This is a genomic window from Bacteroides sp., assembly GCF_028690125.1.
GTDB lineage: Bacteria > Bacteroidota > Bacteroidia > Bacteroidales > Bacteroidaceae > Bacteroides.
This window is the reverse complement of the sequence record NZ_JAQVBV010000027.1, coordinates 46,959-71,325: the sequence shown is the minus strand read 5'-3', so window position 1 is coordinate 71,325 and position 24,367 is coordinate 46,959. Positions and strand designations below refer to the sequence as shown.

The window sequence follows — 24,367 nt, the reverse complement described above, 5'->3', positions numbered from 1 at the left end:
GAGAAGTTAAGCCTCGTCACGCCGATGGTACTGCGTAACAGTGGGAGAGTAGGTAACTGCCGTTTTTCAAGAAGCCCCTTGATTCGAAAGAGTCAAGGGGCTTTATTGCGTTTGGTAGTAAGAAGAACTATATGTGTAAACAGGAGGTGCTGGGTAATTCGGATTGGAAATATAACTATAATTGAGGCTTGGGATACTTTCGTAATCATTGTGATTCCAATAATACCTATTAAAAAAGTGAATATTTACTGATAATTTGTATGTTATGAGGATATTTATTTGTATCTTTGTCGCCCGAATTGTAATCTAAAGATTAAAAAAGAGAGACGCTTTGGGAAAGTTTGATAAATACAAAATTGATTTGAAAGGCATGCAAGCTGACTCTGCTAAGTATGAGTTTGTATTGGATAACCTTTATTTCGCTCATATTGATGGTCCTGAAGTTCAGAAGGGTAGAGTTAATGTTGTATTAACTGTAAAGAGAACCTCTCATGCTTTCGAATTGAGTTTCCAGACTGACGGTGTTGTATGGGTACCCTGTGATCGTTGTTTGGATGAAATGGAATTACCTATCAGTTCTTCTGATAAATTAATGGTAAAGTTTGGACATGAATATGCAGAAGAAGGTGATAACCTAATTGTGATCCCCGAGGAAGAAGGAGAGATCAATGTGGCATGGTTTATGTATGAGTTTGTTGCACTTGCAATTCCAATGAAGCATGTACATGCTCCAGGTAAGTGTAATAAAACTATAACGAGCAAGTTAAGCAAGCACATGAAAACGAGTGCTGATGAAGATAATGATGAAGTTTTCGACACTGGAGGAGATGAAATCGTAATAGAGGAAGAAGTGGAGGAACAAATTGATCCTCGTTGGAATGAATTAAAAAAAATATTAGATAATAATTAAAGCTTTAAGAAAATGGCACATCCTAAGAGAAGACAATCAAAAACAAGAACAGCGAAGAGAAGAACTCATGATAAGGCAGTAGCTCCTACATTAGCTATTTGCCCAAACTGTGGTGAATGGCATGTTTATCACACTGTATGTGGCGCTTGCGGATACTACAGAGGTAAGTTAGCTATCGAAAAAGAAGCAGCTGTATAATCAGTACAGTTATACTCAAGACAGCCAGGGGGTAAAGCTCTCCGGCTGCTTTAGGTATTATAGTATTGCTAATTTAAAATAGGTTTGATGGAAAAAATAAATGCAGTAATCACAGGAGTTGGGGGATATGTACCTGATTATATCTTGACTAATGACGAGATATCGAAGATGGTGGATACCAACGATGAATGGATTATGACTCGTATTGGAGTAAAAGAAAGACATATATTGAATGAAGAAGGATTAGGTAGTTCATATATGGCTCGTAAAGCAGCTAAACAGTTAATGAAAAAGACTGGAGCTAATCCTGACGATATCGATTTAGTTGTTGTCGCTACTACTACTCCTGACTATCACTTCCCTTCTACTGCTTCTATTCTTTGTGATAAACTCGGATTGAAAAATGCTTTCGCTTTCGATTTACAGGCTGCGTGTAGCGGCTTTCTGTATTTGATGGAGACTGCTGCAAATTTTATTCGTTCGGGAAGATATAAGAAAATTATCATTGTCGGTGCTGATAAGATGTCGTCAATGGTTAATTATACAGATCGTGCTACTTGTCCTATTTTTGGTGATGGTGCTGCTGCGTTTATGGTGGAACCAACTACAGAGGATTATGGTATTATGGACTCTATTTTGAGAACGGATGGTAAAGGTTTGCCTTTCCTTCACATGAAAGCTGGAGGCTCGGTTTGCCCACCGTCTTATTTTACTGTAGATAATAAAATGCACTATCTGCACCAGGAAGGAAGAACAGTATTTAAATATGCTGTATCCAGTATGTCAGATGTATCAGCTGCTATTGCAGAAAAAAATGGTCTGACAAGGGATACTATCGACTGGATTGTTCCTCATCAGGCAAATGTCCGCATTATCGAGGCTGTGGCTCATCGTATGGAAGTTCCGATGGATAAGGTATTGGTTAATATCGAGCATTATGGTAACACAAGTGCGGGTACACTTCCATTGTGTATTTGGGATTTTGAGGATAAATTGAAGAAAGGAGATAACATCATTTTTACAGCTTTCGGTGCCGGATTTACATGGGGTGCGGTTTATGTAAAATGGGGTTATGACGGAAAAAAGGAATCGTAACATTAGTTACTGAATTATAACTTATAAAACGCATCCTATTTCGATTCGATGCGTTTTTTTGTCTCAACCAATATATAAAAAAAGATGCATAAAGCAGGTTTTGTTAATATAGTAGGAAATCCGAATGTCGGTAAATCGACATTGATGAATGCGTTGGTGGGCGAACGTATATCGATTGCCACGTTTAAGGCACAGACTACCCGCCATCGGATTATGGGTATCTATAATACAGATGAGATGCAGATTGTTTTTTCTGATACACCAGGAGTGTTGAAGCCTAACTATAAATTGCAAGAGTCGATGCTGAATTTTTCAACTTCAGCATTGACAGATGCCGATATTTTGCTTTATGTTACTGATGTGGTAGAGACACCGGATAAAAACAATGAGTTTATGGAAAAGGTACGTCAGATGACGATTCCTATTTTGTTGCTCATAAATAAAATAGATCTTACTGATCAGGAAAAACTGGCTCAGTTGGTGGAAGCATGGAAAGAATTACTGCCACAAGCTGAGATTATTCCGATTTCTGCTGTATCTAAGTTTAATGTAGATTATGTGATGAAGCGGATTAAGGAATTACTGCCGGATTCTCCACCTTACTTCGGGAAGGATCAGTGGACAGATAAACCTGCCCGTTTTTTTGTAAATGAGATTATCCGCGAAAAGATTCTGTTATACTATGACAAAGAGATACCCTATTCAGTGGAGGTAGTTGTAGAACAGTTTAAGGAAGAATCGAAGAAAATATATATTCAGGCAGTGATTTATGTTGAACGCGATTCGCAAAAAGGTATCATTATCGGCAAGCAGGGAAAGGCATTAAAGAAGGTAGCTACCGAAGCACGCCGAGAACTGGAACGTTTCTTCGGAAAAACAATTTTCCTTGAGACGTATGTGAAGGTTGATAAAGATTGGCGTAGTTCGGATAAAGAACTGCGAAATTTTGGTTATCAGTTAGATTAAAAGTATTCATGCGACTGTGATAGTCGTAAAAAACAAGGTATTGAACTATGGGAAATTTAGTTGCAATTGTAGGACGTCCGAATGTGGGCAAGTCTACCTTATTTAACCGTCTGACGAAAACTCGTCAGGCTATTGTGAATGAAGAAGCGGGTACTACTCGCGACAGGCAGTATGGCAAGTCGGAATGGTTGGGGCGTGAATTCTCCGTGGTAGACACTGGAGGATGGGTGGTAAACTCTGATGATATTTTTGAAGAGGAGATCCGTAAGCAGGTATTATTGGCTGTGGATGAAGCAGATGTGATTTTGTTTGTTGTGGATGTGACGAATGGAGTGACTGATCTGGATTTGCAGGTAGCTTCTATTCTACGTCGTGCGAATAGCCCGGTAATTGTAGTTGCTAACAAGACAGATAATAATGAATTACAATATAATGCTCCTGAATTTTATAAATTAGGATTGGATGAACCGTATTGTATTTCTGCTATTACAGGAAGCGGTACTGGTGATTTGATGGACTTGATTGTTAGCAAGTTTAAAAAAGATACTTCGGAGATATTGGATGATGATATTCCTCGTTTCGCTGTAGTAGGTCGTCCAAATGCTGGTAAGTCTTCTATTGTAAATGCATTTATTGGTGAAGATCGCAATATCGTAACGGAAATAGCCGGAACTACTCGTGATTCTATTTATACTCGTTATAATAAGTTTGGTTTCGATTTCTATTTGGTCGATACAGCTGGTATTCGTAAGAAAAACAAGGTTAACGAAGACTTGGAATATTATTCTGTCATTCGTTCGATTCGTGCCATTGAAGGTTCGGATGTTTGTATTCTGATGTTGGATGCTACGAGAGGTATCGAAAGCCAGGATTTGAATATATTCTCTTTAATTCAAAAGAACCAGAAAGGGTTAGTCGTTGTTATTAACAAGTGGGATTTGGTTGAGGATAAGACCGCAAAAGTGATGAAGACATTTGAAGATGCGGTTCGTTCGCGCTTTGCTCCTTTTGTGGACTTTCCAATTATCTTTGCTTCTGCAATAACAAAACAACGTATTCTGAAGGTGCTTGAAGAAGCTCGTACTGTATTTGAGAACCGTACTACCAAGATACCTACGGCTCGTTTGAATGAAGAGATGTTGCCACTGATTGAGGCTTATCCGCCTCCCTCAAATAAAGGGAAGTACATTAAAATCAAATATGTTACGCAGTTGCCAAATACTCAAGTACCTTCATTTGTTTATTTTGCTAATTTACCTCAATATGTAAAGGAGCCGTATAAGCGTTTTCTTGAGAATAAGATGCGTGAGAAGTGGGACTTGACTGGTACACCAATTAATATTTTTATTCGGCAGAAATAGCCATTGGATATATATTTAAACCTAAACACCCGGAAACTTAATGTTCCCGGGTGTTTTATTATCAGATATGTCCGATAGTGCAAAGGGTTTATTAGAATTAATCTTTATCTAACTGAAAGTCTTTACGGCGTAATACGAAACTGTTACTTAAGTATTTCTCACGTACGATCTTATTTTCTGCCAGTTCTTCCGGGGTACCTTGGAATAAGATTTTTCCTTCAAACAACAAATAAGCACGATCGGTGATACTTAATGTTTCTTGTACGTTGTGGTCAGTAATCAGGATACCGATATTTCTGTCTTTCAATTTCCATACAATCTGCTGAATATCTTCTACTGCGATCGGATCGACTCCGGCAAATGGCTCATCTAGCATGATAAACTTAGGGTCAATTGCCAAACAACGGGCAATCTCTGTTCGGCGGCGTTCACCACCGGATAGTTGGTTACCTTTGTTTTTGCGCACCTTCTGTAACCGGAACTCAGCTATCAAGCTTTCAAGTTTCTCTTTTTGATATTCTTTGGGCTTGTTGGTCATCTCTAGGACAGAGGCGATATTATCTTCTACACTCATTTGGCGGAATACGGAAGCTTCTTGTGCAAGGTAACCGATCCCTGTTTGAGCACGTTTATAAACGGGAAACTTGGTAATCTCCAGATCGTCAAGAAAAATACGTCCTTCGTTAGGAGTAATCAATCCAACAGTCATATAGAATGAAGTTGTTTTGCCGGCCCCGTTTGGACCTAGCAAACCTACAATTTCACCTTGCTTCACATTGATGGATACGTGGCTGACAACGGTTCGTTTACCGTACTTCTTTACCAGGTCTTCCGTGCGAAGTACCATCTTGCTTTCTTCCATGTTCAAGTTATTTTGCGACAAATGTAGTAAAAATAAGCTGAAATAGTGTACATTTGCAAACAAATAGTGTGAGTTATGATAAAAGCATTGAGAACTGTTGGACGATATATTATGCTGATGGGACGGACTTTCTCCCGTCCTGAGCGTATGCGTATGTTCTTCCGGCAATACCTTAACGAGTTGGAGCAGCTAGGTGTGAACTCCATTGGTATCGTACTGTTGATTTCATTTTTCATCGGTGCAGTTATTACCATCCAAATTAAATTGAATATTGAAAGCCCATGGATGCCTCGCTGGACAGTAGGGTATGTAACGCGTGAGATCATGTTGCTTGAGTTTTCTTCTTCTATTATGTGCCTAATTTTGGCAGGGAAAGTCGGTTCGAACATTGCTTCAGAACTTGGAACGATGCGAGTTACTCAACAGATTGATGCACTAGAGATTATGGGTGTTAATTCTGCTAATTATCTCATACTTCCTAAGATAACAGCAATGGTTACTACTATTCCAATATTGGTGACATTCAGTGTCTTTGCCGGAATCATTGGTGCTTTTTGTACTTGTTGGTTTGCAGGTGTAATGAGTGCTGTCAATCTAGAATATGGATTGCAATATATGTTTGTAGAATGGTTTATTTGGGCAAGTATTATCAAATCTCTTTTCTTTGCATTTATTATTGCGAGCGTGTCTGCTTTCTTTGGATATACAGTAGAAGGTGGCTCGATTGCAGTAGGAAAGGCTTCTACAGATTCAGTGGTGTGTAGTAGTGTTTTAATTCTGTTTGCGGATTTGGTATTAACTAAACTTTTGATGGGATGATTGATATTAAAGGACTTTATAAATCATTTGACGATAAGGCCGTATTGAATGATATCAATGCGACTTTTGAGAATGGGAAGACAAATCTGATTATTGGTCAGAGCGGATCAGGCAAAACGGTGCTGATGAAATGTATTGTAGGTTTGCTGACTCCAGAAAAAGGAGAAGTGTTGTATGATGGACGTAATCTAGTGCTGATGGGTAAAAAGGAGAAAAAAATGCTCCGCAAGGAAATGGGAATGATTTTCCAGAGTGCCGCTCTTTTCGACTCTATGTCGGTGTTGGACAATGTAATGTTCCCATTGAATATGTTTAGTAATGACACACTACGGGATCGTACAAAGCGGGCTATGTTTTGTCTGGATCGTGTGAATCTGAGTGAAGCTAAAGATAAATATCCTGGTGAGATTAGTGGAGGTATGCAAAAACGTGTGGCAATTGCCCGTGCTATTTCATTGAATCCGCAATATTTGTTTTGTGACGAACCCAATTCGGGGTTGGATCCAAAGACTTCCTTGGTAATCGATGATTTAATTCATGATATTACTCGAGAATATAATATGACAACCATTATTAATACCCACGATATGAATTCTGTAATGGGAATTGGTGAAAAGGTGATTTATATTTATGAGGGTCATAAAGAGTGGGAAGGAACCAAAGATGATATCTTTACTTCGACAAACCAACGGTTGAATAACTTTATATTCGCTTCTGATTTGCTTCGAAAAGTAAAGGATGTGGAAGTACAAAGCTTGGAAGGCTGATATAGAAAGATATTAAATGAAAAAAACTTCTGTCACAAGTGATAGAAGTTTTTTTATTAAGCTATGTTAGCGTCGGGAATTAGGCTCTAGGTCTAGCTTCTTTAACTACCATGGTACGGCCCATGTATTCGGCACCGTTCAATTCTGCAATTGCTTTAGTAGCAGCAGCGTCATCTTCCATTTCAATGAAAGCGAATCCTTTAGATTTACCGGTTTCACGGTCCATAACTACTTTAACTGATGATACTGCTCCGTAATCTTCCATCACTTGTTGCAGATCTTGTTCCTTAACGCGGTAGTTAAGGTTTCCAACATAAATGTTCATAATGAAAATGATAAAAAATAAATAAATGAATAAAACTCTCCGGATAGATGGCTACTAATAAAAGGATTAAAACAACAGAGAGTTTACGAATGCATTTTTTGCAACAGTAGTAAAAACTTGTAATAGAAATCGAGAAACTAATGCCCCATCAATCCGAGGCAAAGAAAAGAATAATTTTTGAATTGACCATCTTTTTTCCTTTTAATTTGCAGAATATGAAAAAAAAAGAGTATTACAAGCTTAAATAAAGGCTACTGATTATATAATTGTTATATTGATATTCCAGATATGATTCGAAATAAATATGCAATGTCTTTTGTAATTTAAAAGATTAGCACTAATTTTGCACCCTCTTTGAGTATATAGAACAAAGTATAAATCAAATAAATAATTGTCAGAATGAACGTTTCATTACAAAACATTGACAAAGTAAGCGCACAGCTTACTGTAAAGCTTGAGAAAGCTGACTATCAGGTGAAAGTAGACAAGTCATTGAAGTCACTTCGTCAGAAAGCACAGATTCCGGGATTCCGTCAAGGAATGGTTCCATTGAGCCTTATTAAGAAGATGTATGGTAAATCAGTGATTGCTGAGGAAGTAAATAAAACATTGCAAGAAGCTGTTTACAATTATATTAAAGAAAATAAAGTGAATATGTTGGGTGAGCCATTGCCTAACGAAGAAAAGCAGCAAGCTATCGATTTCGATACAATGGAAGAATTTGATTTTGTATTTGATATTGCTCTGGCTCCTGAATTCAAGGCTGAAGTTGATACTAAAGATAAAGTAGATTTCTATACAATTGAGGTGTCTGACGAAATGGTTGAAAACCAGGTTAAGATGTATACTCAACGTACTGGTAAATATGATAAGGTAGATGTATATCAGGAAAATGATATGCTGAAAGGTCTGTTGGCTCAGTTAGATGAAGAAGGTAACACAAAAGAAGGTGGTATTCAAGTAGAAAGTGCAGTTTTGATGCCTTCTTATATGAAGAACGACGAACAGAAAGCTATCTTTGCAGATGCAAAAGTGAACGATGTTCTGGTATTCAATCCGAACGTTGCTTATGATGGTCACGAAGCAGAACTTGCTTCTTTGTTGAAGATTGACAAGGCAATCGCTAAAGATGTGAATTCTAATTTCAGCTTTCAGGTAGAAGAAATCACTCGTTTTGTTGCAGGAGAATTAACTCAGGAAGTATTTGATCAGGCTTTCGGCGAGGGTGTTGTGAAGACTGAAGAAGAATTCCGCGCTAAGATTAAAGAAGATATAGCAGCGAGATTTATTGCTGACAGTGATTATAAATTCTTGATCGATGCTCGTAAGGTGTTGATGGAAAAAGTTGGTAAACTGGAATTCCCAGATGCACTGCTGAAACGTATTATGCTACTGAACAATGAAGAAAAAGGCGAAGAATATGTTGCAGAGAACTATGATAAGAGTATCGAAGAACTTACTTGGCACCTGATTAAGGAACAACTGGTAGAAGCTAACGGCATCAAGGTTGAACAGGAAGATGTACTGAATATGGCTAAAGAAACTACTAAAGCTCAGTTTGCTCAATATGGTATGATGTCTATTCCAGATGATGTACTTGACAACTATGCACAAGAAATGTTGAAGAAGAAAGATACAATCAACAATTTGGTTAGTCGCGTAGTGGAAGTGAAGCTAGCTGAAGCTTTGAAAGCTAAGGTTACTTTAGAAAACAAAACAGTTTCTATCGAAGAATTCAATAAGATGTTTGAATAAGCATTCGACTGAACAGAATATAAAGTCACAGAAACACAGAGTTTTTATAAAATTATAACTCTGTGTTTTTTTGTGTCTCTGTGTTCTTTTTCGTTTCTTTGCACCTACGTTTATTTATAAATACATAGAAAGGAACAATAACATGGATGATTTTAGAAAATACGCTACCAAGCATTTAGGTATGAATGGCATGGTGCTGGACGATGTGATCAAATCGCAAGCCGGGTATTTGAATCCCTATATTTTGGAAGAAAGACAGCTGAATGTAACTCAGTTGGATGTTTTTTCACGCCTGATGATGGATCGCATCATCTTTTTAGGAACACAGGTAGATGACTATACAGCTAATACGCTTCAGGCTCAGTTGTTGTATTTGGATTCTGTAGATCCCGGTAAGGATATTTCTATTTATATTAATTCTCCGGGTGGAAGTGTGTATGCAGGGCTGGGGATTTACGATACTATGCAGTTTATTTCAAGTGATGTGGCTACTATCTGTACGGGTATGGCTGCTTCAATGGCTGCTGTTTTGTTGGTTTCCGGTGCGGCAGGTAAACGTTCTGCTTTACCTCATTCGCGTGTGATGATTCACCAACCGATGGGAGGTGCTCAGGGACAGGCTTCGGACATTGAAATCACAGCTCGTGAGATTCAGAAACTGAAGAAAGAACTTTATACAATTATAGCCGAACATTCGCATACTGACTTTGATAAAGTGTGGGCTGATTCAGACCGCGACTATTGGATGACTGCCCAGGAAGCGAAGGAATATGGTATGATTGATGAGGTATTGATTAAAAAATAAAAATGGCTGATTCAAAGACAAAGAAAAAATGCAGTTTCTGCGGACGGTCGGAGAATGAAGTCGGATTTCTGATTACAGGAATGAACGGCTATATCTGCGACAGCTGCGCTACTCAGGCTTATGAGATTACTCAGGAAGCATTAGGAGAAAGCAAGAAAGGTTCAGGAACTGCTAAACTTAATTTAAAAGAACTACCCAAACCGGTAGAAATCAAGAAATTCCTTGATCAGTATGTGATCGGACAGGATGACGCAAAGCGTTTCTTGTCTGTATCTGTGTACAACCACTATAAGCGCCTTTTGCAAAAAGACAGCGGTGATGATGTCGAGATTGAAAAGTCAAATATCATCATGGTAGGTAGTACTGGAACCGGAAAAACCTTGTTGGCACGTACAATTGCCAAGTTACTCCATGTTCCGTTTACGATTGTGGATGCTACTGTACTGACTGAAGCCGGTTATGTGGGAGAAGATATCGAAAGTATCCTAACTCGTTTGCTTCAGGTGGCAGATTATAATGTGCCTGAAGCAGAACAGGGAATCGTGTTTATTGATGAGATCGATAAGATTGCCCGAAAGGGAGATAATCCTTCTATTACTCGTGATGTGAGTGGGGAGGGAGTGCAACAAGGTTTACTGAAATTGTTGGAAGGTTCGGTAGTGAATGTTCCTCCTCAAGGAGGTCGTAAGCATCCTGACCAAAAAATGATTCCGGTAAATACCAAGAATATTCTCTTTATTTGTGGCGGTGCTTTTGATGGTATCGAGAAGAAAATAGCACAACGTTTGAATACTCATGTCGTAGGTTATACTGCTTCTCAAAAAACAGCAGTGATTGACAAGAGCAATATGATGCAGTATATAGCTCCCCAGGATTTGAAGTCATTCGGATTGATTCCCGAGATTATCGGACGTCTTCCGGTGCTGACATATTTGAATCCTTTGGATCGTAATGCGCTTCGTGCTATTCTTACCGAACCTAAAAATTCTATTATCAAACAATATATCAAATTATTCGAAATGGATGGTGTAAAACTTACATTTGAAGAATCGGTTTTCGAATATATTGTTGATAAAGCAGTGGAATATAAACTTGGTGCTCGTGGATTGCGTTCTATTGTAGAGACGATCATGATGGATGTCATGTTTGAAATCCCATCAGAAAACAAGAAAGAGTATAAAGTGACGCTGGATTATGCAAATAATCAACTCGAAAAGGCGAATATGGCAAGACTACAAACCGCTTAATATCAGAAGGTAAAGGCTAGTAAAAATGATTTTTTCTGTTTTTTCTTGAAAATATTAGTCGTATTTTGCTTGGTAATTAAGAAGTTGTTTATAACTTTGTTAAGGCTCTCATATAAAGAGTGCTTTTCTATAGTTAAACCATGAACTGAATAAAACAACCTAAAGTTAAAGATGGCAGGGAAGATTAATTTAACAGATGAACTGAAAAAGTATTTCGGATTTGATAAATTCAAAGGAAATCAGGAAGCAATCATTCATAATTTGCTCGATGGTGGAGATACCTTTGTGTTGATGCCTACCGGTGGTGGAAAATCTCTATGCTATCAGTTGCCTTCTCTTTTGATGGAAGGTACGGCGATTGTTATTTCTCCGTTGATTGCACTGATGAAGAATCAAGTGGATGCAATGCGTAACTTCAGTGAAGAAGATGGCATTGCTCATTTTATTAATTCTTCATTGAATAAAAGTGCGATAGACCAGGTCCGGTCTGATATTCTTGCCGGAAAAACAAAACTGCTATATGTAGCGCCTGAGTCATTGACGAAGGAGGAAAACGTGGATTTTCTGCGTTCTGTAAAGATTTCGTTTTATGCTGTAGATGAAGCTCACTGTATTTCTGAATGGGGTCATGATTTCCGTCCGGAGTACCGGAGGATACGTCCTATCATCAATGAAATCGGAAAAGCTCCTTTGATAGCACTGACGGCAACTGCAACGCCAAAGGTACAACATGATATCCAGAAGAATCTGGGAATGGTAGATGCTCAGGTTTTTAAATCATCTTTCAATCGTCCAAACCTTTATTATGAGGTACGTGCAAAGACTAGTAATATTGATAGGGATATCATTAAGTTTATCAAAAATAATTCGGAAAAATCGGGTATTATTTATTGTCTGAGCCGGAAGAAAGTAGAGGAACTAGCTGAAATTCTTCAGGCAAATGGTATCAATGCGCGACCTTATCATGCCGGAATGGATTCGATGACACGAACGAAGAATCAGGATGATTTCTTGATGGAAAAGGTAGAAGTAATTGTAGCAACTATCGCTTTCGGAATGGGAATTGATAAACCGGATGTGAGATTCGTGATTCATTATGATATACCGAAGAGTCTGGAAGGATATTATCAAGAGACTGGTCGTGCCGGTAGAGATGGTGGTGAAGGTCAGTGTATAACCTTTTATACAAATAAAGACTTGCAGAAACTGGAAAAGTTTATGCAAGGAAAACCTGTAGCTGAGCAGGAAATAGGCAAACAGCTTTTATTGGAAACTGCTGCTTATGCCGAATCTTCCGTATGCCGTCGTAAGACATTGTTGCATTACTTCGGTGAAGAATATACGGAAGAAAATTGTGGAAATTGTGACAACTGTTTAAACCCTAAAAAACAAGTGGAGGCTCAAGAGTTATTGTGTACCGTGATTGAAGCAATTATCGCGGTAAAAGAAAATTTTAAAGCAGATTATATTATAGACATATTACAAGGTAAAGAAACGTCAGAAATACAAGCTCACCTACATGAAGATCTTGAAGTGTTTGGATCGGGAATGGGTGAAGAAGATAAAACGTGGAATGCGGTGATTCGCCAGGCATTAATTGCTGGTTACTTGAGTAAAGATGTGGAGAATTATGGTCTCTTGAAAGTAACTGAAGATGGACACAGGTTCCTGAAAAAACCAAAATCGTTTAAAATTACCGAGGATAATGACTTCGAAGAGACAGAAGAAGAGGTTCCTGCACGTGGCGGTGGCTCTTGTGCAGTAGACCCTGCTCTTTACTCGATGTTAAAGGACTTGCGAAAGAAACTTTCAAAGAAATTGGAAGTTCCTCCTTATGTCATTTTTCAGGATCCATCTTTAGAGGCGATGGCAACTATTTATCCTGTGACATTAGATGAATTGCAGAATATCCCAGGTGTAGGTGCTGGTAAAGCAAAGCGCTATGGTGAAGAATTTTGCAAATTGATCAAACGTCATTGTGAAGAAAACGAAATAGAACGTCCTGAAGACTTACGCGTACGAACTGTTGCTAATAAGTCTAAGATGAAAGTGTCAATTATTCAGGCCATTGATCGCAAAGTGGCTTTAGATGATATCGCTCTTTCCAAAGGTATTGAGTTCGGTGATTTGTTGGATGAAGTAGAAGCAATTGTTTATTCTGGAACAAAGTTGAATATCGATTACTTCCTTGAAGAGATTATGGATGAGGATCATTTACTTGATATCTATGATTATTTTAAGGAATCTACTACAGATAAAATAGATGATGCATTGGACGAATTAGGCGATGAATTTACTGAAGAAGAAGTCCGTTTGGTTCGTATTAAGTTTATCTCTGAAATGGCAAATTAAAAAAGCGAAAAAAATAGGCGTGCAGGTATGCGGTTTTTGAATAAAAACCGTATATTTGCACGCAATAAATTTTAAACGCATATCCCTATGTCATTTATTGCTGATAAGATTGTAATGGACGGATTAACTTACGACGATGTACTGTTGATCCCTGCTTATTCTGAAGTTTTACCGCGTACTGTCGATCTCTCGACAAGGTTTTCAAAAAACATTGAGTTAAAAATTCCCTTTGTGACGGCTGCCATGGATACGGTTACTGAAGCGAAAATGGCTATTGCCATTGCTCGCGAAGGTGGTATTGGTGTGATTCACAAAAATATGTCTATTGAGGACCAGGCAAGACAAGTTGCTATCGTAAAGCGTGCCGAAAATGGTATGATTTATGACCCTATCACGATCAAGAGAGGCTCTACTGTACTTGATGCTTTGAACATAATGGCTGAATATAAAATCGGTGGTATTCCTGTGGTGGATGATGAGGGTTATCTAGTCGGTATTGTTACTAATAGAGATTTGCGTTTTGAGAAGGATATGGACAAACATATCGATCATGTGATGACTCCGAAAGAACGATTGGTGACAACTAACCAGTCTACAGATCTTGAATCTGCTGCTCAAATTCTTCAGGAACATAAGATTGAAAAGCTGCCGATTGTTGGTAAAGACGGAAAATTGATAGGTCTTGTAACCTATAAAGATATAACGAAAGCAAAAGATAAGCCTATGGCTTGCAAGGATTCTAAGGGGCGTTTACGTGTAGCCGCTGGTGTTGGTGTGACAGCTGATACTTTGGATCGTATGCAGGCTTTGGTAACTGCGGGTGCAGATGCTATCGTAATTGACACTGCTCACGGTCATTCGATGTATGTGATTGAAAAATTGAAAGAGGCAAAGAAACGGTTTCCGGATATTGATATAGTAGTAGGTAATATTGCTACCGGTGAAGCTGCAAAAGCACTGGTAGAAGCAGGCGCTGATGCTGTAAAGGTTGGTATTGGTCCGGGTTCTATTTGTACTACCCGTGTTGTTGCCGGTGTTGGTGTTCCTCAGCTTTCTGCTGTATATGATGTGGCAAAAGCATTAAAAGGAACAGGCATTCCTTTGATTGCCGATGGTGGTTTACGCTATTCCGGTGATGTTGTGAAAGCATTGGCTGCTGGAGGATATTGTGTAATGATTGGCTCATTGGTTGCAGGAACAGAAGAGTCTCCAGGTGATACTATTATCTTTAATGGACGTAAATTCAAATCTTATCGCGGTATGGGATCTTTGGAAGCAATGGAGAATGGTTCAAAAGATCGTTATTTCCAAAGTGGAACAGCTGATGTGAAGAAGTTGGTTCCGGAAGGTATTGCTGCCCGTGTTCCTTATAAAGGTACTCTTTTTGAAGTGGTTTATCAACTGACGGGTGGCTTACGTGCAGGTATGGGATATTGCGGTGCTGCTAGTATAGAAAAATTGCATGATGCGAAGTTTACACGTATCACTAATGCCGGAGTAATGGAAAGTCATCCGCATGATGTTACGATTACTAGTGAATCGCCTAACTACAGTCGTCCGGAATAAGATATAAGAAACAGTAAATAATGAACGGTGAACGGTGAACAGCTATGCTTTACGTATGGCGCTTACCATTCACCGTTTGTGTTATTTTACCATTCGCTATTTGTATGTCATTTGAAAAGTTAAGAATATGGTATGAAAAGGAGTTTATTGTTAGGAGGAATTTGTCTTTGCGGAGCATTGTCTTTTGCCCAAGAGGATCCGGTGTTGATGAGAATTAATGGGAAAGAAATACTTCGCTCCGAGTTTGAATATGCTTATCGGCGTCATATTGAGATTTCAGAAGTAAAGCCTTCTCCAATGGAATATACTAAATCTTTCATTCTATATAAGTTGAAGGTTGATGCTGCAAAAACGATAGGGCTTGATACTACTTTAAACTTTCGTGATCGACGAAAAGAGTACCTCGAATATTTACGTAAATCTTATCTTATAGATACATTGGCAATGGATAGCTGCTCTCGCGTGCTGTATCAGAAAATGCAATTAACGCATGGAAAAGGGCAAGTGCAAGTGATGCAACTATTTAAATATCTGCCTCAGACTGTATCTGTTAAACATCTGCAGGAGGAACAGAACCGGATGGACTCTTTATATAGAGTTATAGTAGAGAAGCCTGAAATAGATTTTGCTGCTTTGGTGGAGAAATATTCTGATGATAAACGTTGTAGATGGGTAGAGTCTTTACAAACAACTTCTGAGTTTGAGGAAATCGCTTTCTCTTTGCCAAAAGGTGGGGTGTCTAAGCCCTTTTTTACTCCTGAAGGATTGCATATTTTAAAAGTGGTTGATCAGAAAGAATTACCTGCATATGAGAGTCTTTCAGGTAAACTCTCAGAACAATTGAATGACTTACAAATTTTGAATAGAGGTACGCGAGCAGTAGTTGAACGTTTGAAAAAAGACTATCATTATACTTCTAATCAACAAGGGATAGAGGAACTATTGAAGAACGGAGTAACTACGCTAGAACTGTTTACTATTGATGGGCAGAAGTATACCGATGCTATGTTTAAACGGTTTGCTTCTTCCTATCCTTTGTCTGTAAAGCGGCAGTTGAATAGTTTTATAGCAAAGTCGTTACTGGATTTCGAAAGTGAAAAATTGGAAAGTAAACATCCGGAAGTTCATTCTGCTATGCAGGAATATGAAGAAAATTATCTGGTTACAGAGGTGAAACGTCAGCAAGTTGATTTGCCGTCAATGAATGATCGGGCGGGACTGGCTACTTATTTTAACTTTCATCAAGCAAATTATCGGTGGGTAAGTCCAAAATTCAAAGGTATCGTTTTGCATTGTGCTGATAAAAAAATAGCCAAACAAGCTAAAAAGCTTTTGAAGAAAGTACCTGAAAAAGAGTGGGCAGATACATTACGGAAAACATTTAATACATCCATTGCGGAAAAGATAAAATTCGAACAAGGTAATTTTGGCGACGGAGATAATAAATATGTAGATAAATTGGTTTTTAAAAGAAGTGGTTTTGAATCAGATATGTACTATCCTTTTACTATTGTAGTGGGCGAAAAAAAGAAGGGACCGGACGATTATAGGGAGGTCCTAGAACAGGTGAGAAAGGATTATAAAAACTATCTTGATACACATTGGGAGCGGGAATTGCAGGTTTCCGGTAAGGTTGAAATTAACCAAGAGGTTTTAAAAACCGTTAATAATAACTGATGTAACCGATTATTCACTATCTTCGTACCTGAAATAGTAGATTCTAATAGACAATGCGAATAATAGTCTTCTTGCTAATAACCCTTCTTTGCTTTGGAGCGTGTAAAGAAATGCATGACCATAAAGGAAAGACTCCTTTAGTAGAGGTGCACGGTAACTTTTTATATAAAGAAGATTTGATGTCTGTACTTCCGGTCGGATTGTCAAAAGATGATAGTACTCTTTTTGCTGAGCATTATATTCGTAGTTGGGCAGAAGATATTTTGTTATATGAGAAAGCAGAGAATAATATTCCCGATAATATGGATGTAGATAAGTTAGTGGAAAATTATCGAAAAGCTTTGATTATGCACACTTATCAACAGGAACTGATCAATCAGAAGTTAACAAATGATATTCCAGAAGAAGAAGTATTGGATTATTATGAAAAAAATAAAGAATTGTTCAAGCTGGAGCATCCATTGATTAAAGGTTTGTTTATTAAGGTTCCACTAACTGCTCCTCAACTGAATAATGTGCGTCGTTGGTATAAAACGGAGAAGCAGGATGTGGTGGAAATGTTGGAGAAGTATAGTTTACAAAATGCTGTAAAGTATGAGTATTTCTATAATAAATGGGTTTCTGTAACAGATATATTGGATATGATTCCACTTGATATGGAGTCACCGGAAGAATATGTGAACAAGCACCGTCAGGTGGAATTAAAAGATACGGCATTTTACTATTTTCTGAATGTTAGTGATTATCGAGGAGTAGGAGATGAAAAACCGTATGAATTTGCTCGTTCAGAAGTGCAAGACTTATTGGTCAATCAAAAATGTGTGGACTTTATGGAACAAGTAAAAGGTGATCTGTATCAACGAGCAGTAGATAAGAAAAAGATTATATATAATTATTAAATACAAAGAATGAAGAAGTTTATAAACTTTAGATTTGTTGTTATCCTAGTCTTGGCGATATTTGTTAATATGGAAACATATGCACAGGACAATGTGATTGATGAAGTAGTTTGGGTAGTTGGTGACGAAGCTATTTTGAAATCGGATGTAGAAGAGGCACGTATGGATGCCCTGTATAAACAACGCAAGTTTGATGGAGATCCTTATTGTATAATTCCTGAAGAAATTGCCGTTCAGAAGTTATTTTTACATCAGGCTAAGCTGGATAGTATTGAAGTGTCGGAATCGGAAATAATTCAACGTACGGATGGATTACTTAACTATTATATAGATCAACTAGGCTCTAGGGAAAAGATGGAAGAGTATTTCTTTGAGAATCAGAATAAGACTCCTAACCAGATCCGTGAAGCTCTACGTGATAATGCTCGTGATGGCATAACAGTACAGAAAATGCAACAAAAATTGGTTGGAGAAATTAAAATCACTCCTTCGGAAGTGCGTCGTTACTTCAAAGATCTTCCTTCAGATAGTATTCCTTATATTCCTACTCAGGTAGAAGTACAGATTATTACTCTTCAACCCAAAATTCCAGTGTCCGAAATAGAGGATGTAAAGAAAAAGTTGCGTGAATATACAGACCGTATAACGAAGGGAGAAATTGATTTTTCTACTTTAGCCCGTTTGTATTCCGAAGATAAGGGTACAGCATACAGAGGCGGTGAGATGGAGTTTATGGGACGTGGTATGTTAGAACCGTCTTATGCAAATGTGGCATTCAGTTTGCAAGACCCCAAGAAGGTATCTAAGATTGTGGAGACTGAGTTTGGTTATCATATTATTCAGTTGATTGAGAAACGTGGTGACCGTATTAAAACTCGTCATATTTTATTGAAGCCGAAAGTTGCAGACAAGGAGTTGTTGGAGGCTTGTGCTCGCCTGGATTCAGTTGCTGATCAAATTCGTAACAACAAGTTCTCTTTTGATGATGCGGCAGCTGTTATTTCTCATGATAAAGATACCCGTAACAATCATGGAATCATGGTTAATATCAATGAGAATACAGGTGTGACTACTTCTAAGTTTGAGATGCAGGATCTTCCTCAGGATGTTGCTAAAATCGTAGATCAAATGAATGTTGGTGAGGTTTCAAAGGCATTTCCTATGATCAATGAGAAGGATGGTAGAGAAGTTTGCGCCATTGTAAAATTGAAAGCTAAGATCAATGGACATAAGGCGACCATTGCGGAGGACTATCAGGATTTAAGGGACATTGTGATGGCAAAACGCCGGGAAGAAGTATTGCATAAGTGGATTCTTGAAAAACAGAGACATACTTATGTTCGCATCAACGAAAACTGGCAAAAGTGTGACTTCAAATATCCGGGTTGGATTAAGAAGGATTGATGTTTAACAGCTTGATTTTATGCTGAAACTGAATAAAAAAGAAAAACAACAAGACAGGCATAGATGGCTTCTGATAGCCTTTCTATGCCTGTTTGGCGTATGTCTTGTAGCCCAGATAAAACCTACCGGACAGAAATTAAATGCTTCGGATTCCAGAACGAAGACGACTAATGATACGTCTAAAACAAAGCAAAGTACCAATATGCAGCCACAGAATAAAAAAACAAAAGTCCATTTGTTGCATTCTGATGAAGTGCATGCTGATAAGCAACTACGTCCTGATATACAAATCTTAATTGGTAATGTCGAGATTCGCCATGACAGTATGTATATGTATTGTGACAGTGCATTGCTTTTTGAGAAGACTAATTCATTTGAAGCATTTGATAATGTCAAAATGCGCCAAGGAGATACTTTGTTTATTGATGCAGATTATCTTTACTACGATGGACAAACGCAAATAGCTCAATTACGTGAAAATGTGAAGATGGTTAATCGGAATACCACTTTGCTGACTGATAGCTTAAACTATGACCGTCTATACGATCTTGGGTACTATTTTGAGGGTGGAACGCTCATGGACGAAGAAAATGTGCTAACTTCAGATTGGGGAGAATACAGTCCCGCTACCAAGCAGTCTGTATTCAACCATGATGTAAAACTGGTAAATCCAAAATTTGTATTGACGTCTGATACATTGAGGTATAATACATTCAATAAAGTAGCCAATATCCTAGGTCCTTCTAATATTGTAAGTGATAATAATCATATCTATTCTGAACGGGGCCTTTATAATACATTGAGTGAACAGGCGGAATTACTGGATCGTTCCATTTTGACGAATCAAGGTAAGAAATTGGTCGGTGACAGTTTATTCTACGATAGGAAAGCCGGATATGGTGAGGCATTTGAAAATGTACGAATGAATGATACTATTAATAAGAATATACTGACAGGCGATTATTGTTTTTATAATGAATTGACTGACTCTGCCTTTGCTACAAAACGCGCCGTTGCAATAGATTACTCTCAAGGTGACAGCTTATACTTGCATGGAGATACTTTGCAGGTTGTATCTTATAACTTGAATACAGATTCTTTGTATCGTTTGATGAAGGCATACCACAAAGTGCGTATGTATCGTACGGATGTACAAGGAGTTTGCGACTCATTGGTTTATAATTCAAAGGATTCATGTATGACCATGTATCGTGACCCGATTCTTTGGAATGAAGGACAACAGTTACTAGGTGAAGAGATTAAAATCTATATGAATGATAGTACGATTGATTGGGTACATATTATTAATCAGGCACTGACAGTAGAGATGAAAGATTCAATTCATTACAATCAAGTAGCCGGAAAAGAAATGAAAGCATACTTTGTAGATGGTGATATGCGGCATATTGAAGTGATTGGCAATGTTCAAACAGCTTTTTATCCGGAAGAGAAAGATAGTACAATGACTGGATTTAATAACTCGGAAGGAAGTTTACTCCATCTTTTTTTGAAAGAAAGGAAAATGGAGAAAGGAAAATTTGACGGTAAGTCGAATGGAACCATGTATCCAATGGACCAGATACCACCCGATAAGTTACGTCTGCCCACATTTGCTTGGTTCGATTATATTCGTCCTTTGAGTAAAGACGATATATTTGATTGGAGGGGCAAGAAGGCAGGAGAGTCGTTGAAACCGACAACTGATAGGAAACCGAAAACAGATAAGCGAAACCTGATTAATATGAAATAGTATGGGAATGTTTTTCAATTCAATGAGAAAACCTCGCAGATTTAATCATCAATATATTTATGTGGATGAGCGGAAGGAAAAACTTGCTAAGATGGAGGATAAGGCAAAACGTGATTTGGGGATGCTTCCTGAGAAAGAGTTTACTCCGGAAGACATTCGTGGAAAGTTTGTTGAAGGAACTACACACCTGAAACGAAGAAAAGCTAGTGGTCGAAAGCCTGTTTCTTTTGGAATCATATTGCTTATTGTAGCTTTTCTCCTGTTCTTGTGGCATTATTTACATACAGGAAATTGGTCGTTTTAATCGAAGATTAAAGACTTATGATATAGATTGTGGGCCGGATTCTTCATTTTTACCTTTTAAATTGATAATTATGAGCGATATAATACATTTGCTGCCTGATTCGGTAGCTAATCAGATTGCTGCCGGTGAAGTGATACAGCGTCCCGCATCTGTCATCAAGGAGCTGGTAGAAAATGCAATTGATGCAGATGCCCAAAATATCCATGTGTTAGTGACTGATGCGGGAAAAACTTGCATTCAGATCATTGATGACGGAAAGGGTATGTCGGAGACAGATGCGCGGCTTGCCTTTGAACGTCATGCGACTTCCAAGATACGGGAAGCAGCTGATTTATTTGCTTTACGTACGATGGGATTCCGTGGGGAGGCTTTAGCTTCTATTGCTGCTGTGGCTCAAGTAGAATTGAAAACACGTCTTGAATCGGAAGAATTAGGTACAAGATTGGTCATTGCCGGCTCTAAAGTTGAAAGTCAGGAAGCTGTTTCTTGTGCGAAAGGAAGTAACTTCTCTGTGAAAAACCTGTTTTTTAATATACCTGCACGGCGGAAATTTTTGAAGGCAAATTCTACAGAGTTAAGTAATATTCTGGCTGAATTTGAACGTATTGCTCTGGTACATCCGGAAGTTGCTTTTTCATTATATAGCAATGATTCAGAATTATTCAATTTACCTGTATCTCTTTTAAGACAACGTATTATGGCTATTTTTGGTAAGAAGCTTAATCAGCAGTTGCTAAATATAGAGGTTAATACTACTATGGCAAAGATAACGGGTTTTGTTGCCAAACCGGAAACTGCCCGTAAGAAAGGAGCACATCAATATTTCTTTGTCAATGGACGTTATATGCGTCATCCTTATTTCCATAAGGCCGTGACGGAGGCTTATGAACAGCTGATTCCTGTTGGTGAACAAGTCTCTTACTTTATTTACTTTGAGGTAGATCCGGCTAATATTGATGTGAATATCCATCCAACTAAGACCGAAATCAAATTTGAGAATGAACAAGCTATCTGGCAAATTCTTTCGGCGGCCGTTAAAGAGTCATTAGGAAAGTTTAGTGCTATTCCTTCTATTGATTTTGATACGGAGGATATGCCGGATATTCCTGCATTCGAACAAAATCGCCCTCCTGCACCTCCGGAAGTACATTATGATTCAGATTTTAATCCTTTCAAAACTTCCACTGGAGGTGGTAATGGTGGATCATATAATCGTCAGAAGGTAGAATGGGAAGGATTGTATAGTGGGCTGACTAAAGCTAGCAAAATGAATGAACTGCAATCTGAATCAGAGAAAGATTGGGAAAAATTATTCTCTGTGGAACAATCGGTTATAGCTGAGGAAAGTGTTGTTTCAACTGTGTCTGCTATTTCATCTACATTATATACTGATGAATCCGTGATGGAAAAAGGGAATCTTCATTTGCAATTCAAAGGGCGGTTTATTCTGACTTCTGTGAAATCAGGATTAATGCTAATAGATCAACACCGGGCACATATTCGTGTGCTATTTGATCGCTATATGCTTCAGATACGTCAAAAACAAGGTGTCTCACAAGGGGTACTTTTCCCTGATATCTTACAGTTACCTGCCTCGGAAGCAGCCGTATTACAAAGTATTATGGATGATTTATTGGCAATAGGCTTTGATTTGAGTGATCTGGGAGGAGGAAGTTATGCTATTAATGGTATCCCGGCAGGTGTTGAAGGATTGAATCCGGTGGAGTTGGTGCGCAATATGCTACATACAGCTATGGAAAAAGGAAATGATGTCAAAGAAGAAATCCAAAATATTTTAGCTTTAACATTGGCTCGCGCATCAGCAATTGTTTATGGTCAGGTGTTAAGGAACGATGAAATGGTAAGTTTGGTGGATAGTCTTTTTGCCTGTCCTTCACCTAATTATACCCCAGATGGAAAAATCGTTTTGACAACTATCAAGGAAGAAGATATCGAAAGATTATTCAAATAAAACAAATAAAATCATCTTTTCTTAAAACCTTTTAGTTCTGTTCGTGTTATTTAAATAGTTCAACAAAGAAAAGAATATAATAACCACTTAACTATTAAGGTATATGAAAAAGATTCTCATGTTGCTGGCTTTTGCCGGCGTTGCTTCTGTCGCTTCTGCGCAACAGACTATGACCGTAACTGAATACGAAGTAATTCAGGTACAAGACAAATATCAAGTATTAACGAACCCGTTCTGGAGTAACTGGTTCTTCTCAGTGGGAGGTGGTGCTCAGGTTCTGTTTGGTAATAATGATCATATTGGTAAATTCAGAGACCGCGTAGCTCCTACACTGAATGTTTCACTTGGCAAATGGTTCACTCCCGGCTTGGGATTACGTATGCAATATAGCGGATTGCAAGCAAAAGGTTTCACTACCAGTGAGACTGCAGAATATGTAGTCGGTGGTCCTAGAGACGATGGTAGTTATAAACAAAGATGGGACTATATGAATTTGCATGGTGACATCATGTTTAATCTGAATGCTCTGTTTGGTGGTTACAATCCTAATCGTGTGTATGAAATCATTCCGTATATTGGTGCTGGATTCACTCATTCATACACAAGACCTCATGTAAATGCGGCTACGTTCAATGCAGGTATTATCAACCGTTTCCGTTTGTCGAATGCGCTTGACTTGAATCTGGAATTAAGTGCAACGGGTTTGGAAGGTAAGTTTGATGGTGAACACGGAGGTAAACGTGATTATGATGGTATGCTTGGTGCTACACTTGGTCTAACTTATTATTTCCCAAATCGTGGATTCCAACGTCCAGTTCCTCAGATTATCTCAGAACTCGAGTTACAACAGATGCGTAATCAGATGAATGCAATGGCAGCTGCTAACATAGCTTTACAACAGCAATTGGCAAATGCACAACAACCGGTTGAGGTGGAAGACACTGAAGAGGTTGTTGTAACTGATGCAAATATTGCTCCGCGTACTGTATTCTTTACGATTGGTTCATACAAATTGTCTCCGCAAGAAGAAATGAACTTGTCATATCTTGTAAGCAAGATGAAAGAATTCCCAAATTCTAAATATGTAATCAATGGATATGCAGACTCTGCGACAGGTACTCCTTCCATTAACCAAAAACTGAGTATGGAACGTGCCCAAGTTGTTAAGGACTTATTAGTTAAGAAGTATGGTATCTCAGCAGATAGATTATCTATCACTGCTGGTGGTGGTGTTGATAAGTTTGGTCAGCCGATTTTGAACCGTGTAGTATTGGTAGAGTCTAATAATTGATTGTGAAGTGACCGCCAAAAAGTTGGACAGGTTAAAATATTA

The 24,367-nt window shown here is 38.3% G+C and carries 22 protein-coding genes; 20 read left to right on the top strand and 2 right to left on the bottom strand.

The features are described 5' to 3' along the window. The 6 genes from PHO71_RS16580 to der form a co-directional block, all read left to right on the top strand. A partial coding sequence (locus PHO71_RS16580) for a hypothetical protein (RefSeq protein WP_300205438.1) occupies positions 1-252 on the top strand: 252 nt, incomplete at its 5' end. 79 nt (positions 253-331) lie between these two features. After that, positions 332-910: a DUF177 domain-containing protein gene (locus PHO71_RS16575; protein ID WP_300205436.1), complete on the top strand. Its 579-nt coding sequence runs from the start codon at positions 332-334 to the stop codon at positions 908-910. Between the two features lie 12 nt (positions 911-922). Further along, positions 923-1,108, top strand: coding sequence for a 50S ribosomal protein L32 (gene rpmF, locus PHO71_RS16570; protein WP_002562387.1), 186 nt, complete (start codon positions 923-925; stop codon positions 1,106-1,108). A gap of 87 nt (positions 1,109-1,195) precedes the next feature. Next, entirely contained in the window at positions 1,196-2,203 is a 1,008-nt protein-coding gene (locus PHO71_RS16565; RefSeq protein ID WP_300205433.1) for a beta-ketoacyl-ACP synthase III, read from the top strand. A gap of 84 nt (positions 2,204-2,287) precedes the next feature. After that, complete coding sequence (gene era, locus PHO71_RS16560; RefSeq protein ID WP_300205431.1) at positions 2,288-3,169, top strand: GTPase Era; 882 nt, start codon at positions 2,288-2,290, stop codon at positions 3,167-3,169. Positions 3,170-3,216: 47 nt separating this feature from the next. After that, positions 3,217-4,530 (top strand): ribosome biogenesis GTPase Der, encoded by a 1,314-nt coding sequence (der, locus tag PHO71_RS16555; protein WP_300205429.1) that lies wholly within the window; start codon positions 3,217-3,219, stop codon positions 4,528-4,530. Positions 4,531-4,627: 97 nt separating this feature from the next. Here the strand turns inward: der and lptB are convergent, their stop codons facing one another. Next, positions 4,628-5,392: an LPS export ABC transporter ATP-binding protein gene (gene lptB / locus PHO71_RS16550; protein WP_300205427.1), complete on the bottom strand. Its 765-nt coding sequence runs from the start codon at positions 5,390-5,392 to the stop codon at positions 4,628-4,630. Between the two features lie 75 nt (positions 5,393-5,467). Here lptB and PHO71_RS16545 point away from each other — a divergent pair, with 75 nt between their 5' ends. Both PHO71_RS16545 and PHO71_RS16540 read left to right on the top strand, forming a co-directional pair. Then, positions 5,468-6,211, top strand: a complete 744-nt coding sequence (locus PHO71_RS16545) for an ABC transporter permease (protein WP_300205425.1) — start codon at positions 5,468-5,470, stop codon at positions 6,209-6,211. Continuing rightward, positions 6,208-6,978: an ABC transporter ATP-binding protein gene (locus tag PHO71_RS16540; protein WP_300205423.1), complete on the top strand. Its 771-nt coding sequence runs from the start codon at positions 6,208-6,210 to the stop codon at positions 6,976-6,978. The genes PHO71_RS16545 and PHO71_RS16540 overlap by 4 nt, the downstream gene beginning before the upstream one ends. Before the next feature lie 79 nt (positions 6,979-7,057). On the opposite strand, the gene PHO71_RS16535 is transcribed toward PHO71_RS16540, so the two are convergent. Then, entirely contained in the window at positions 7,058-7,303 is a 246-nt protein-coding gene (locus PHO71_RS16535; protein ID WP_300205421.1) for an RNA-binding protein, read from the bottom strand. Between the two features lie 399 nt (positions 7,304-7,702). Here PHO71_RS16535 and tig point away from each other — a divergent pair, with 399 nt between their 5' ends. From tig to PHO71_RS16475, 12 genes are all read left to right on the top strand, one after another. Beyond that, positions 7,703-9,058 carry a trigger factor gene (gene tig, locus PHO71_RS16530; RefSeq protein ID WP_300205419.1) on the top strand — a complete coding sequence of 452 codons (1,356 nt, stop codon included), beginning with the start codon at positions 7,703-7,705 and terminating at the stop codon, positions 9,056-9,058. Positions 9,059-9,200: 142 nt separating this feature from the next. Then, positions 9,201-9,863 (top strand): ATP-dependent Clp endopeptidase proteolytic subunit ClpP, encoded by a 663-nt coding sequence (gene clpP / locus PHO71_RS16525; protein ID WP_300205417.1) that lies wholly within the window; start codon positions 9,201-9,203, stop codon positions 9,861-9,863. Between the two features lie 2 nt (positions 9,864-9,865). Beyond that, positions 9,866-11,110, top strand: a complete 1,245-nt coding sequence (gene clpX / locus PHO71_RS16520) for an ATP-dependent Clp protease ATP-binding subunit ClpX (protein ID WP_300205415.1) — start codon at positions 9,866-9,868, stop codon at positions 11,108-11,110. 171 nt (positions 11,111-11,281) lie between these two features. Beyond that, positions 11,282-13,462, top strand: coding sequence for a DNA helicase RecQ (gene recQ / locus PHO71_RS16515; protein ID WP_300205413.1), 2,181 nt, complete (start codon positions 11,282-11,284; stop codon positions 13,460-13,462). Between the two features lie 87 nt (positions 13,463-13,549). Next, on the top strand, positions 13,550-15,028 hold the full coding sequence (guaB, locus tag PHO71_RS16510; RefSeq protein ID WP_300205412.1) for an IMP dehydrogenase: 1,479 nt from the start codon (positions 13,550-13,552) through the stop codon (positions 15,026-15,028). 132 nt (positions 15,029-15,160) lie between these two features. Beyond that, positions 15,161-16,705 carry a peptidylprolyl isomerase gene (locus PHO71_RS16505; RefSeq protein ID WP_300205411.1) on the top strand — a complete coding sequence of 515 codons (1,545 nt, stop codon included), beginning with the start codon at positions 15,161-15,163 and terminating at the stop codon, positions 16,703-16,705. 53 nt (positions 16,706-16,758) lie between these two features. Beyond that, on the top strand, positions 16,759-17,604 hold the full coding sequence (locus PHO71_RS16500; RefSeq protein WP_300205410.1) for a peptidyl-prolyl cis-trans isomerase: 846 nt from the start codon (positions 16,759-16,761) through the stop codon (positions 17,602-17,604). 9 nt (positions 17,605-17,613) lie between these two features. Beyond that, on the top strand, positions 17,614-19,008 hold the full coding sequence (locus tag PHO71_RS16495) for a peptidylprolyl isomerase (protein ID WP_300205408.1): 1,395 nt from the start codon (positions 17,614-17,616) through the stop codon (positions 19,006-19,008). A 19-nt stretch (positions 19,009-19,027) separates the two neighbouring features. After that, positions 19,028-20,758, top strand: coding sequence for an OstA-like protein (locus PHO71_RS16490; protein WP_300205397.1), 1,731 nt, complete (start codon positions 19,028-19,030; stop codon positions 20,756-20,758). Between the two features lies 1 nt (position 20,759). After that, a complete protein-coding gene (locus PHO71_RS16485) occupies positions 20,760-21,062 on the top strand; it encodes a hypothetical protein (protein ID WP_300205395.1) in 303 nt (100 codons plus the stop codon). A 70-nt stretch (positions 21,063-21,132) separates the two neighbouring features. Next, complete coding sequence (gene mutL, locus PHO71_RS16480) at positions 21,133-23,034, top strand: DNA mismatch repair endonuclease MutL (protein ID WP_300205393.1); 1,902 nt, start codon at positions 21,133-21,135, stop codon at positions 23,032-23,034. 103 nt (positions 23,035-23,137) lie between these two features. Further along, positions 23,138-24,325 (top strand): OmpA family protein, encoded by a 1,188-nt coding sequence (locus PHO71_RS16475; protein ID WP_300205391.1) that lies wholly within the window; start codon positions 23,138-23,140, stop codon positions 24,323-24,325. Positions 24,326-24,367: the final 42 nt, after the last annotated feature.